Annotated in this window: 11 protein-coding genes and 1 tRNA gene; 9 read left to right on the top strand and 3 right to left on the bottom strand. The window is 70.0% G+C overall.

What is annotated here, in order from left to right:
- A partial coding sequence (locus ACTS11_RS05070) for a hypothetical protein (protein ID WP_442639257.1) occupies positions 1-538 on the top strand: 538 nt, incomplete at its 5' end.
- 7 nt (positions 539-545) lie between these two features.
- Here ACTS11_RS05070 and ACTS11_RS05065 read toward each other — a convergent pair.
- Positions 546-860: a hypothetical protein gene (locus ACTS11_RS05065; protein WP_442639256.1), complete on the bottom strand. Its 315-nt coding sequence runs from the start codon at positions 858-860 to the stop codon at positions 546-548.
- Positions 861-1,110: 250 nt separating this feature from the next.
- Between ACTS11_RS05065 and ACTS11_RS05060 the strand changes: the two genes are divergently transcribed.
- The 3 genes from ACTS11_RS05060 (at position 1,111) to ACTS11_RS05050 (ending at position 7,045) form a co-directional block, all read left to right on the top strand.
- Positions 1,111-3,393 (top strand): GumC family protein, encoded by a 2,283-nt coding sequence (locus tag ACTS11_RS05060; protein ID WP_442639255.1) that lies wholly within the window; start codon positions 1,111-1,113, stop codon positions 3,391-3,393.
- Positions 3,394-3,430: 37 nt separating this feature from the next.
- Positions 3,431-4,834 (top strand): O-antigen ligase family protein, encoded by a 1,404-nt coding sequence (locus ACTS11_RS05055; protein ID WP_442639254.1) that lies wholly within the window; start codon positions 3,431-3,433, stop codon positions 4,832-4,834.
- Between the two features lie 360 nt (positions 4,835-5,194).
- Positions 5,195-7,045 carry an asparagine synthetase B family protein gene (locus tag ACTS11_RS05050; RefSeq protein WP_442639253.1) on the top strand — a complete coding sequence of 617 codons (1,851 nt, stop codon included), beginning with the start codon at positions 5,195-5,197 and terminating at the stop codon, positions 7,043-7,045.
- Here the strand turns inward: ACTS11_RS05050 and ACTS11_RS05045 are convergent.
- The gene (locus ACTS11_RS05045; protein WP_442639252.1) at positions 7,042-7,167 is read right to left on the bottom strand and encodes a hypothetical protein; all 126 of its coding nucleotides are present in this window, start codon (positions 7,165-7,167) and stop codon (positions 7,042-7,044) included. The two genes, ACTS11_RS05050 and ACTS11_RS05045, sit on opposite strands and share 4 nt — an antisense overlap.
- Before the next feature lie 96 nt (positions 7,168-7,263).
- Between ACTS11_RS05045 and ACTS11_RS05040 the strand changes: the two genes are divergently transcribed.
- Complete coding sequence (locus ACTS11_RS05040) at positions 7,264-7,545, top strand: hypothetical protein (RefSeq protein ID WP_442639251.1); 282 nt, start codon at positions 7,264-7,266, stop codon at positions 7,543-7,545.
- Positions 7,546-7,678: 133 nt separating this feature from the next.
- Positions 7,679-7,752 (top strand) — tRNA-Cys (locus ACTS11_RS05035).
- A gap of 153 nt (positions 7,753-7,905) precedes the next feature.
- Here ACTS11_RS05035 and ACTS11_RS05030 read toward each other — a convergent pair.
- The gene (locus ACTS11_RS05030; RefSeq protein ID WP_442639250.1) at positions 7,906-9,132 is read right to left on the bottom strand and encodes an amidohydrolase family protein; all 1,227 of its coding nucleotides are present in this window, start codon (positions 9,130-9,132) and stop codon (positions 7,906-7,908) included.
- 127 nt (positions 9,133-9,259) lie between these two features.
- Here ACTS11_RS05030 and ACTS11_RS05025 point away from each other — a divergent pair, with 127 nt between their 5' ends.
- From ACTS11_RS05025 to ACTS11_RS05015, 3 genes are all read left to right on the top strand, one after another.
- On the top strand, positions 9,260-10,072 hold the full coding sequence (locus ACTS11_RS05025) for an ABC transporter ATP-binding protein (protein WP_442639249.1): 813 nt from the start codon (positions 9,260-9,262) through the stop codon (positions 10,070-10,072).
- On the top strand, positions 10,069-10,776 hold the full coding sequence (locus ACTS11_RS05020) for an ABC transporter ATP-binding protein (RefSeq protein ID WP_442639248.1): 708 nt from the start codon (positions 10,069-10,071) through the stop codon (positions 10,774-10,776). Before ACTS11_RS05025 ends, ACTS11_RS05020 begins: the two co-directional genes overlap by 4 nt.
- 18 nt (positions 10,777-10,794) lie before the next feature.
- Positions 10,795-11,195 (top strand): ABC transporter substrate-binding protein (locus ACTS11_RS05015; RefSeq protein WP_442639247.1); only part of this gene is annotated, 401 nt, incomplete at its 3' end.

Genomic DNA, 11,195 nt, shown 5'->3' with positions numbered 1-11,195 from the left:
GACCGCGCTCCGCTCCGAGGGCGTCCTCGGCGATTGGCGTGTGCCTGAGAGCGACGCGCTCTACGACCGCAGCGCCTACGATTTCCAGCTCGGCTTCGGCTACCTCCGGAGCGATGCGGCCTTCCTCCTCCTCGGCGAGGAGGAGTTGCCCGATCCAGAGGTTCTCGAGGCGCACGCCGAACGCGCCGAGGCGCTGTTCCTGCGGAGCATCGCCGGCGCGCCGGGCCATGCCGACGCCTGGACGAGCCTCGCCTGGGCGCACGCCCTGCAAGGCGACGTCGCGGCGGCGGAACGCGCGCTCCGCGTCTCCTGGGAGCTCGCGCCCTACAACATGAGCGAGGCCTCCGAGCGGCTGTCGCTGGTCGACACGCTCGACGCGATGATCGGGCCGGACTGGCGCGCGGACGACGCCACGGCCGAGCTGATCGACGGCGATCTCAGGGTGCTCGAGACCTACGACCGCACGTATCTCCGCTTCCTCATGGAGGATGCGGAGGCGATGCTCGAGGAGTTGCGGGACTTCCGGCTGGAACCGTGAGCCGGTCTCAGCGCCGCCAGGCCAGTTCCCAGGTCTGCTGGTGGTCGTAGGTGCTGCGGCTTGTGTCGTCGGTCTGATCGGCGAGCAGGCGGATGCAGTAGACCACAGTCTGGCGCACGCTGCGGCGGAGGTGGCGCAGGTGATGGCTGCGGGCGACCTGGATGCGCGCGCCCTCGTCGAGATCCTGGAACTGGGCGATCGCGACCTCGACGCGGTCGAGGAACTGCGTGCACCAGGCCTGGCGCCAGTCGGTGCCCGTGGCGGCGGCCGGCATCGCGCTCGAGAGGAACAGGATGAAGGTCAGTCCGAATGCCCAGCGCATGAATTCACCCGTCGAATAATCGTATCAAGCCCGCGGAGACGATAGCTTCCGAGACCGTCATCTTCAACGCACAATTCCATGACAGGCGGCAATTGTTCATATTCCGTGCAAATCGCGCCGGAATGGCGCGCGATTGGCTGTTTCGGGTCGAAGGGCCGTGTCGCGGGACTGTCCTTTGACCGCCCGATCGGTCATAAGGCGGGACAAGCGTGATGGCCAGGGCTTCGGGTTCCGCATGAGAGAGAACAGAATGGGCGCACTGAAGCCGGCCGGTCCCGTTCCGGGAGGCCCCCGGCAGCAGGACGACGACGACGACCTGATCGACCTGAGGGCGATTCTCGCGCGGCTCTGGCGCGGCAAGTGGATCATCGCGATCTGCGTGCTGTTCGCGGGGGCGTTCGGGTATCTGACGGCGGCCCAATATGTGCCGATCTATCGGGCTGCGGCGAAAGTCATGTTCGACGCGCCCGGACGGGAGATCATCGACATCGGCGCCACCGCGCAGGTACCGACCGCGCGCAACGGCCTACAGGATCAGATCGAGGTCCTGCGGTCGACCAATCTCGCCGAGAAGGTCGTCGACGAGCTGGGCCTCGTGCAGAACCCCGAGTTCAACCCGCGCTTGCGCCCGGTCGAGGTGACGCTGGTGGACCGCGCGCGCGATGTCGTCGAGGTGCCCGACTGGGCGCGCGACAGCCTCATGGACATCGGCGTCCTGTCGCCGCCACCGCCCCCGAGGCCGGACCCCGATCCGGAAGAGATTGCCCAGCTCGAGCGGCGGATCGTGATCGAAAACGTCCTGGCAAGGCTGCTCATCCGTCCGGTGCCGGACTCCCGCGTGATCGAGATCGGGTTCGTGTCGCAGAATCCCCGCACCGCGGCCGCGGTCGCGAACGCCTTCGCGGAACAGTACATCATCGACCAGCTCGACGCCCGCCTCGACGCGACGCGGGCGGCGACCGACTGGCTGAGCGGCCGGGTGGACGAGCTGCGCGACCGGTTGCAAGTGGCCGAGGAGGCCGTCGAGAGCGCCCGCGCCACGCAATCCTTCGAGGCGGGGCAGAGCCTCGAAATCACGCAGCAGCAGCTCCAGGCGCTGAACGCCACGCTTTCGGTCGCACGGAACGAGACGCGCACGGCGGAAGCGACCTACCAACGCCTGAACGCGGCCCTCGACGACGAAGCGGAATACGGCGCGATTCCCGAGTTCCGCTCCTCGCCCGTGATCAACCAGTTCCGCACCCAGCGCACCGAGCTCCTGGCGCAGCGCGCGGGTCTTCTGGAGAGCGTCAGCGAGGAACACCCGGCCGTTCAGCGCGTCGACACGCTCCTCGACCAGGCGTCGCGGAACATGCGCGACGAGGCGGAACAGATCGTCGAGGCCGCGCGGCTCAGCTGGGAATCTCTCCGTCAGGAGGAGGCCGACATCCAGGCCGACGTGCGCGCGCTCGAGACGCTCGCCCTCGAGCAGTCACGGGACCAGGTCACGATCCGCCAGCTCGAGCGCGAGGCGGAAGCGAGCCGTATCCTCTACGAGAACTTCCTCGCCCGGCTTCAGGAAACCTCCGAGCAGGAGCGGTTGGAGGAGCCGGACGCGCGCATCCTGACCCGCGCCGAGATCCCGCTGTCCCCGCAGACGCAGCGCCAGAACCGGACCGTGACAGTGGCCCTCATCGCGGGTGCGCTGGCGGGCATGGGCCTGATCTTCCTCCTCGACAAGCTCAACAACACCTTCCGCTCGGCGCCGCAGCTCGAGCAGATGACCGGCGAGACGGTGCTCGGTGTCCTGCCGATGGTGGGACGCCGCGTGCGGCGGAAGACGGTGCTGCAACGCTTCCGCGAGAAGCCGAAGTCGAGCCTCGCCGAGGCGGTGCGAAGTCTCCGGACCTCGATCCTCTTCTCCAACGTGGACACGCCGCCCAAGGTGGTGATGTTCACCTCCTCCGTTCCGCGCGAGGGCAAGTCGACGACCGCGACGCTCGTGGCGCTGACGAGCCGGCAGATGGGCCGCTCGGCGGTCATCGTGGACTGCGACCTCAGGCTTCCGGCACTCGCCGACCTGCTCGGGACCACGGACGAAAGGCCTGGCCTGCTCTCGGCCATCGAGGGCACCGTGCCCCTCGAGGAGGCGATCCATCGCGACGAGGAGTCGGGCCTCCACGTCCTGATGACCAAGCCGTCGGAGCCGCGCTCGACTGTGAACGCGGCCGACATCCTTTCGTCCCGGCGCTTCGACGAGCTGATCGCGGAACTGAAGGCCACCTACGACCTCGTCATCCTCGACACGCCGCCGACGCTGGCCGTCGCGGACCCGAGGATCCTCTCGGCGCACGCCGATGTCGTCGTCTACGTGGTCCGCTGGGATCACACGCCGCGCGGCGCGGTGCTCGAGGGGCTGAAGGAGCTGCGGACGATCAACGCGCCCGTCGCGGGCGTCGTCCTGTCGCTGGTGAACGAAGCCAAGGCGTCCCGCTACGCCTACGAGGGCTACAGCTCCTACCGGGGCCGCTACCGGAACTACTACGTCGACTGACGGCGAGCGGGGACGGGGCAGGGAGACGGGGACGGACATGGTCGATCACGTCGTGCGCCGGTCGCCCTTCTCGTCGCTGAGCCAGTCGGTGCTCGGCTGGACGACGCTCGGCCTCGTCCTCTTCGTGGCGGTCTTCCACGGCGGCAACGCGCCCGTCTACTGGACGCTCCTGGGCTTCGCGGTGATGGCGCTCTTCGTGCTGCAGGTCGCGCTGACGGCGATCCGGGGCGGGCATTGGGCGAACCGGCGGCTCACCATCCCGGCGATCCTCTATCTGGGCGCGGTGGCGTGGTGCCTCGCGCAGACGCTGCCGGGGCTTCCGGCGGACTGGGCGCATCCCTTGTGGGCGCTCGCGCCGGAGGGCGCGGGCACCGTCTCGGCCACGCCGGTGGCGGGGATGCACGGGGTCCTCAGGCTCGTGACCTACGCCATGGTCTTCTGGATCGCGGTCCAGGCCTCGATGAACGCGCGGCGGTCGCTCGCCTTCCTCAAGGCCTTCGCCTTCTACTCGACGGCGCTCGCCCTCTTCGGCCTCTATGCCGTGCTGGTCGGCGAGAACGTCGTCCTCGGCGAACAGGCGACACCGAGCGTCTCGGCCACCTTCGTGAACCGCAATTCCTACGCGCTCTACGCCGCCTTCGGCCTTTTCGCGAATGTCGCGGTCTATCTCGACATGGTCCGCTCGTCGGAGGAGCCGGCCTCGCGGCGGAGCGCGCTCCGCAGCGTGCTGGAGCGCTTCTTCTCGGGCGCCTGGGTCTTCCTCTTCGGCGCGCTCATGTGCCTGTCGGCGCTGCTCCTGTCGACCAGCCGGGCGGGCGTCGCCTCGGGCCTCGTGGGGCTCGCCGTGCTTGTCCTCCTCCTCCAGCGCAAGCGGGGCGGGTCGGGCGTGGTCTGGCTCAGTCTCGCGGTCGTCGTCGGCGCCTTCCTCACCGTCCTGTCCGAGAACGTGCTGGCGCGCTTCGCCAGCGGGGCGGGCGAGTTGCGCTTCGTCGTCTACCCCGAGATCGTGGCGCACCTCGGCGACCGGCTGATGCAGGGCCACGGGCTCGCCGCCTTCCAGGACACGTTCCGCCCGCTGGTGCCCTTCGAGGCAGCGGGCGCCGAATGGTCGCGCGCCCACAACTCCTATCTCGAGAACCTCTGGGAGATGGGCCTGCCCGCCGCGCTCGCCTTCTACGGGGCGCTTCTGATTGTCGCCGTCGTGATCCTGCGGGGCGCGGTCGTGCGGCAGAGGAACCGTGTCTTCCCGGTCGTCGCCTGCGCCGCGCTCGTCGCGGGCGGGCTGCATTCACTCGTGGACTTCAGCCTCCAGATGCCCGCGACCGCCGCCCTCTTCGCCTTCCTCCTCGGCATCGGCTGGGCCCATGCCTGGCCCCGCGGGGTGGGCAGCCTCGCCGAGCGGAGACGCGAGGACACCGAGGACGACGCCCTCCCCGCCTGAGTTTCCAGATCGTTAACGCATTGTTGCCGGTCCTGCGACACGGGTTCCTGTCGCAAATTCGTCACATATATGTTAACATTGGTAATTATTGGGAAGGGAGGTGTCTGCCATGGAACCCACGAAACGCAAGGCGTGGCACAAACCGACGCTGGTGCAGCTAGATGTTGAGGCGACTCTCTCTCGAGACCCGGACGCCCAGGCTGAGTGCAAGAACCAGGGCAATCCGCCGGTCACGCTGCCCGGTGACGGGTGCTCGTGACCAGTTGAGCAGGGTCGCGGGCGCCTGCTCAGCATGCAAGACGCCAGTGCCCTTCTTCCTCGTGAGCCGTCCGTGGCGCATCGGATGAAGCTACACATGGATTGCCGAAGGACGATGTGAGCGCGATCCTCGGCCGGATAAGTCTCGACGGCGCGCCCGTCGAAGCGCGCACCTTCGAGCGCGCGGTCGCGCGCATTGCGCACTACGGCGAGGATAGCGTCCTCCAGGCGGAGGGCGGCGTCGCACTAGCTGCCGTGCACTTCAACGCCCGCTCCGACCGCCCCTCCCGCGCCGAGATCTTCCGCGACGGCTCGCTCCACCTCGTGGCCGACGCCGTGCTCGACACCCGCGACGCGGACCCGGACGCCACCGACACCTCCCTCATCGGCCGGACCTTCGCCCGCCGGGGCGCGGAGACGCCCGCGCAGCTCCACGGCGACTACGCCTTCGCCGCCTGGGACGAGGACGCGCGGCGGCTGACCCTCGCGCGGGATCATGTGGGCACGCGCCCGCTCTACTGGGCGCGGCGCGGGGCGGAGCTGCGCTTCGCCACCGACATCCGCGGCATCGTCGATCCGGGCGAGGACTGGCGCATCAACGAGGCTTCCGTCGCCCGCCATCTCGCCGGTCCCAACCGCCCGATGCCGCGGGGCTTCCTCCGGGGGGTGGAGACGGTCCCGCCGGGCTCGATCGTCACCATCGACGCCGAGGGCGTCCGGACCGAGCGCTGGTGGCGGCCGCGCGACCTCCCCGAGATCCGCCACGCCCGCGACGCCGACTATGTCGAGCACCTGCGCCACCTCCTCCGGCAGGCGGTCGCGGCGCGGATCGACACAGAGCTTCCCGTCGGCACGCACCTCAGCGGCGGGATCGATTCCGGCACGGTTTTCACCGAGGCGTCGGAGGCGCTCGGCCTTGATGGCGTGCGGCTCCGCGCCGCCTACGGCTGGTCGCCCCCCGTGTCCGAGGCCTTCCCCGAACTCCGCCGCTTCGACGAGCGGCGCCGGCTGATCCCCCTGGCCGAGCGCGCGGGCGTTCCCCTCCGCCTCGCCCGGAGCGACGGGTCGGACCTCGACTTCCTCGACCGCCCGATCGAGTTCGAGGGGATCAACAACCTCGACGAGGAGCTCTCCGTCCTCGAGGCGGCGCAGGAGGACGGCGTGCGCATCCTCCTCTCCGGCTGGGGCGGGGACGAGGGCTTCTCGGCCCATGGCTACGGCACGCTCGCCGGCCACATCCGGCGCGGACGGCTATGGGCGACCGTCCGCGCCACGCGCATCCATGCGGGCGGACGGCGGCATCCGGGGGCCCTGTTGCGCGCGCTGACGTCCTGGGGGATCGCGCCGCTCATGCCCGATCCGCTCTACCTCCGCCTCGCCCCCTTCAGCGACCGCTTCGCCGAGGGCGCCTTCCCCAGCGCGCGGCTGCGCGCCCTGCCCCCGGATCGAGGCCCCTACCACGGCGAGGACACGCGGCTCATCGCCGACCCGCGCCGCTATCTCGCGAACCTCGTCCTGATGGGCCACCTCGCCTCGCGGATGGAGACCTGGGCGACGTGGTCGGCGGAACGCGGCGTGCAGTACCGCTACCCCCTCCTCGACCGGCGCCTCCTGGAGTTCATGCTGAGCGTGCCCGGCCGCCTCCACATGGCCGACGGCTACGGCCGCTGGCTCGCGCGGAACGTGACCGAAGGGCGTTTCCCGAAGCAGCTCCACAAGGTCGAGAAGGCCAACGAAGCCCTGCGCGCCGCCGGCACCCTCGCCCGCTGGCGCGCCCTGAAGGCGCGGGTGGAGGCGGGAGGGTTCCCGGAGGAGAGCGGCTGGATCGACCTCCCTACCTTCCGCGCCGCCGTCGCCGCGGTGCCCGACACCCACGAGGTCCGCACCTCCGCCGACTTCGCCCGCATCTGCGCCGCGGCACGGATGCTGTCGCTGGAAGGGCGGTGGAGCTAGCCGCCGAGCGCCTCGCCCACGACGCCCAGCATCCCGCTCTCCATCAGCTGCGGGCGGCGCATGCCCCAAATCAGGCACGAGCGGGTGTGGATCAGGATCGCTGGCTGGTCCTCATCGCCCATCCTTCATGAGCATTGACAGGGGCCAGAAGCGTCCCCATCTCCGCACCAGCATCACGAGTGGGGCTTTCGAGCGCATGCGCTGCTCCTCCGGGCGCGATGACGACGATCATCGCGGATGCGGACGGGCGCGCCTTCAGCTACTTCAAGATGGCCCGCATCATGCGGGAAGAGCGCGCGCGTCTCGGTCTTCTCGACTTCGATCTGCACGCGCTTCGGTACCGGGGCGTGCAGGAACTTGCGACGGCCGGTTGCACCGACGACGAGATCGCATCGTTCAATGGACACGCCTCGATGGCGATGATCCGGAAGTATGCGGGAGCCGCGCGCCAGGAGATGCGGGCGCGCAGCGCTGCTCGGAAGCGTGGGGCCTTGACGTAGGTCGCGTCAGATCCTGACTGACCGCCACAAAGTGGCTTCGTCCACCCCCCAAATGACCGGGAGCAAATCGGTGAAGGCACTTCGCTTGGTGCCTTGACGGACACCTCGCGAGACCTTACCCCTGCACTCCTCCGGCGAGTTGGCGGAGTGGTTACGCAGCGGATTGCAAATCCGTGCACACCGGTTCGATTCCGGTACTCGCCTCCAGCCTTCCTTCGACCTCGCGCCCTGTTCGCACCGCAAGCGCGTTCGTTCATGCCGGGCGGGCGGCTGGCGGGGCCGGTGGATCGGCGGGTCCGTCCGGCGGCCGAAGGGGCCTTGCGGCGGGACAGGGCGGGCGGGGGGCCCGGGGCCCGCGGATCAGAGCGCGTCCTTCACCACCTGGCCGCCCTGGATCACCAGCGGGATGCGCTCGCCCTGGCCGGTGAGGCAGGCGATGTCGGCCACGGGGTCGCCCGCGACGAGGATGAGGTCCGCCGTCGCGCCGGGCGCGACGTGGCCGAGGTCGGGCCGGCGCAGGAGCGCGGCGTTGACCGAGGTGGCCGAGCGCAGCACGTCGGCTGCGGGCAGAACCTGCCCGCGCAGCCTGAACTCCTCGGACTGGTCGTCGTGCATCCAGCCGAGGAGGTCGGTGCCGTAGCCCATCGGCACGCCCGCGCGCTGCAGGATCTCGAGCGAGCGCAGGCCCGCCTCGCGCACGATGCGGTTCTTGGCGCGGTTGTCCTGCCCCAGGCCGATGGCGTCGGCGTGCCGGTCGAGGCAGTCGTAGATCACCAGCGTCGGCACGGCGAAGGCGCCGCGTTCCTTCAGGATACCGGCCACGCGGTCGTCGATCAGGTTGCAGTGCTCGAGCGTGCGCACCCCGTTCACGCAGGCATGCTCGATGGCCTTCGCGGTGTAGGTATGCGCCGCGACATAGGTGCAGGCGGCCTCGGCGACGGTGACGATGGCCCGGATCTCCTCGGGGGTGAACTGGATCCAGTCGATGGGATCGGTGGGCGTGGCCACGCCGCCATTGGCCATGATCTTCACGAAGTCGGCGCCGAGGCGCAGCTCGTCCCGCGCCGCGCGCAGGCATTCCGGCACGCCATCGACGATGCGGCCGAGCGACGGCAGGTGGCGGCGCTGGATGTCGCTCAGCTCGGCCCGGCTGCGGCCGCGGAAGTCGGTATGCCCCCCGGTCTGGCCGAGCGCCTTGCCGGAGGTCCAGACGCGCGGGCCGCGGATCAGGCCCTCGGCCTGCGCGAACTTGGTCCCGGCGTCGCCGCCGCCCACGTCGCGCACCGAGGTGAAGCCCCGGTCGAGCATCTTCGAGAGGTTCCGCGCCGTCCAGTGCGCCACGTAGGTCGGGTGCATGGCCTCGAGCGCGGCGAGGTTCGGCGTGGCGGCGGCGATGTGGACATGCGCGTCGATGAGGCCGGGCATCAGCGTCATGCCGGTGCCGTCGATCACCCGGTCGGCCCCGGCGGCGATGGCGGTTTCGGACACCTCTGCCACCGCGCCGTCGGCGACGAGAACGTGCATCCCCGGCTGCACCGCGTGGCCCAGCCCGTCGAAGAGCCCGCAATTCTCGATCCTGATGCGCATGATCCCCTGTCTCCCTGCCGTGGTTCGCTACCGATCTACATCCACGCCGCGGACAAGACAAAGATTCACGCGGTCAATATCGATTTTTTTCTTGTCAGGCCAATCCTCTGCGGCAATCGTGCAGGTCATGGAAACGATCGCGAGCCTGGACGCGGCACGGGAGACACGCGCTTCGGCAGCCCTGCTCGAGGTGCGCGACCTGCGCCGCAGTTTCTACGGCGTCCAGGCGCTGACCGGGGCGAGCTTCGAGGTTCGCGCCGGCACGATCACGGCGCTGATCGGGCCGAACGGCGCGGGCAAGACCACCGCGTTCAACTGCATCTCGGGCGTGATCCCGCCCGAGGGCGGCAGCGTCCGCTTCGGCGGCGCGGAGATCACCGGCCTCACGCCCGACGGCATCCACGCCCACGGCCTCGTGCGCACCTTCCAGATCGCGCGCGGCTTCCCGACGCTGACGGTGCTCGAGACGCTGCTCCTTCATGGCGAGGACCAGCCGGGCGAGGCGATGCTGACCGCCCTCTTCCGCCCCGGCGCGGCGCGCGCGCGGGAGGCGGAGCTGCTCGACCGGGCGCATGGCATCGCGCGGCGCCTGAGGCTCGACCATGTCCTCGGCAACCTGACCGACGCACTGTCGGGCGGGCAGAAGAAGCTGCTGGAGATCGGGCGCGCGCTGATGGCGCGGCCGCGGATGATCCTGCTCGACGAGCCGGTGGCGGGCGTGAACCCCACCCTCTCGGCCGAGATCGCGGAGCGGATCGTGCAGCTCCGCGAGGAGGAGGACCTGACCTTCCTCATCGTCGAGCACGACATGGATATCGTCGCGCGCATCTGCGACCCGGTCGTGGTCATGGCGCAGGGCACCACGCTGATGTCCGGCACCTTCGACGAGATCGCCGCGGACCCGCGGGTGCAGAACGCCTATCTCGGGGTCCGGGCATGAGCCTTCTGTCCGTCGAGAGCGTCGTGGGCGGCTACACCCGCGCCGACACGATCCTGAAGGGGGTCTCGGCCCGTGCCGAGCCGGGCGAGATCGTCGCGATCCTCGGGCCCAACGGGGCGGGAAAATCCACGCTCCTCAAGGCCATCGCCGGTCAGCTCAACCTCCGCGAGGGCGCGGTGACGCTCGACGGGCAGGCGCTGACGGGCCTCAGGCCGCGCGAGATCGCGCGCCACGGCGTCGCCTACGTCCCGCAGGAAGCGAACGTCTTCCCGACGATGACGATCCGCGAGAACCTCGAGATCGGCGGCTACCTCGACCCCGCCCACACCCGCGCGCGCATCGACGAGATGTTCGAGCGTTTCCCCATGCTGGGCGAGAAGCGGCGCGAGGCCGCGCGCACGCTCTCGGGCGGGCAGCGGCAGGTGCTGGCGGTGGCCATCGCGCTGATGGTGGCGCCGGTGCTGATGCTGCTCGACGAGCCGTCGGCGGGCCTGTCGCCGGTCGCGGCGGCGGGCCTCTTCGAGACGATCCGGGGCATCCGCGACCAAGGCGTCACGGTGGTCCTCGTGGAACAGAACGCGCTCGACGCGCTGGCGCTGGCCGACCGGGCCTACATCCTGACGGCCGGGCAGAACCACATCGAGGGCGTAGCAAGCGAGCTGGCCGCGGACGCGGATGTCCGTAAGGCCTTCCTGGGGGGTTAAGATGCGAGGTGCATTCCCATGACTGAGACGACCAGACTGTTCCAGCCCACCCGCCGCGCGGTCATGCTGGGGGCGACGGCCCTCCTGGCGACGCCCGCGATCCTGCGCGCGCAGGGCACGGCGATCAAGTTCGGCACGCTCACGCCGCTCACCGGCGTCGGCGGCACCTACGGCCCGTCGATGCGCGACGCGGCGGCCAACGTCTTCTCGGCGGTGAACGCGGCGGGCGGCCTTCTCGGCGGGCAGATCGACCTCGTGAGCGAGGACACCCAGACGAACCCCGAGGCCGCGGTGCGCGCCGTGCGCAAGCTGATCGACGTCGACGGCGTGTCGGTGGTGATCGGCACCTGGGCCTCCTCGGTCACGACGGCGGTGGCGGCGACCAGGGCGAGAAGATCGACCGGCCGTGGAAGCGCGGT

Source organism: Roseicyclus sp. (assembly GCF_052168335.1).
Taxonomy (GTDB): Bacteria; Pseudomonadota; Alphaproteobacteria; order Rhodobacterales; family Rhodobacteraceae; genus Roseibacterium.
Note: the sequence above shows the minus strand (reverse complement) of the source record. Positions and strands in the feature narration are given on the sequence as shown.

Excerpts from the sequence above, each read along its gene's own strand:
- ACTS11_RS05020 (WP_442639248.1), top strand. The coding sequence starts at position 10,069 with ATGAGCCTTCTGTCCGTCGAGAGCGTCGTGGGCGGCTACACCCGCGCC.
- ACTS11_RS05025 (WP_442639249.1), top strand. The coding sequence starts at position 9,260 with ATGGAAACGATCGCGAGCCTGGACGCGGCACGGGAGACACGCGCTTCG.
- ACTS11_RS05030 (WP_442639250.1), bottom strand. The coding sequence starts at position 9,132 with ATGCGCATCAGGATCGAGAATTGCGGGCTCTTCGACGGGCTGGGCCAC.
- ACTS11_RS05045 (WP_442639252.1), bottom strand. The coding sequence starts at position 7,167 with ATGGGCGATGAGGACCAGCCAGCGATCCTGATCCACACCCGCTCGTGC.
- ACTS11_RS05055 (WP_442639254.1), top strand. The coding sequence starts at position 3,431 with ATGGTCGATCACGTCGTGCGCCGGTCGCCCTTCTCGTCGCTGAGCCAG.
- ACTS11_RS05040 (WP_442639251.1), top strand. The coding sequence starts at position 7,264 with ATGACGACGATCATCGCGGATGCGGACGGGCGCGCCTTCAGCTACTTC.
- ACTS11_RS05060 (WP_442639255.1), top strand. The coding sequence starts at position 1,111 with ATGGGCGCACTGAAGCCGGCCGGTCCCGTTCCGGGAGGCCCCCGGCAG.
- ACTS11_RS05065 (WP_442639256.1), bottom strand. The coding sequence starts at position 860 with ATGCGCTGGGCATTCGGACTGACCTTCATCCTGTTCCTCTCGAGCGCG.